Here is a 521-nt window from a genome sequence, read left to right as displayed (position 1 = left end):
GCCACAGATGCCGCCACGTGACAAAGTGCGTTGTGGACGAGGCCTCAATGCCTGGTTCAGCCAGCTTCCTCGTATTGTGGAAGTCTTGCACCACCGGCTGCAAACAACAGCGGAATTGCGCGCCCTGCGCAATGCATTTCTCATACGGATTGACAATTGCGCCACGGAGTTCGGTACTCATGGCGGTGTTCAGCTTCTGTTAATTTTGGAGCACTCGTTGAATTGTGGTAAAGTGCACCGGTGTGATAACGTAAGGTCACATAAGGTTTGAGGGCCTTCGCTGGGGGTTGGTGTGATTGATCTCGCACTCTGGCTTTCTTCGCTAGACGGTGAGAATCCGTCCGGGGAAGATTTGCGCAACGACCCGGCTTTCCATGAGTTGGAGCGCCTGACCGAAGCCCAACTCAAGGTCGTCCACGACGGCAACAATAAGGCCGGCTCGCAAAGCACGATTCCAGTCGACTGGCCCGCTGTGCTCGCAAAGGCGGAGGAATTGCGCGCGCATGGCAGGGACTTGCGCC

Annotated in this window: 2 protein-coding genes; one reads left to right on the top strand and one right to left on the bottom strand. The window is 56.4% G+C overall.

Annotation, left to right across the window (positions count from 1 at the left end; all coding sequences use genetic code 11):
- A partial coding sequence (locus EOA22_RS38440; RefSeq protein ID WP_206521589.1) for a hypothetical protein occupies nt 1-181 on the bottom strand: 181 nt, incomplete at its 3' end.
- A gap of 111 nt (nt 182-292) precedes the next feature.
- Between EOA22_RS38440 and EOA22_RS36825 the strand changes: the two genes are divergently transcribed.
- Nucleotides 293-521, top strand: a 229-nt coding sequence (locus tag EOA22_RS36825; RefSeq protein WP_206521588.1) for a type VI secretion system ImpA family N-terminal domain-containing protein, incomplete at its 3' end; no start/stop codon positions are given.

It is taken from the genome of Mesorhizobium sp. M7A.F.Ca.US.014.04.1.1, from assembly GCF_003998745.1.
GTDB lineage: Bacteria > Pseudomonadota > Alphaproteobacteria > Rhizobiales > Rhizobiaceae > Mesorhizobium > Mesorhizobium ciceri.
This window is presented reverse-complemented; position numbering and strand designations above follow the sequence as displayed.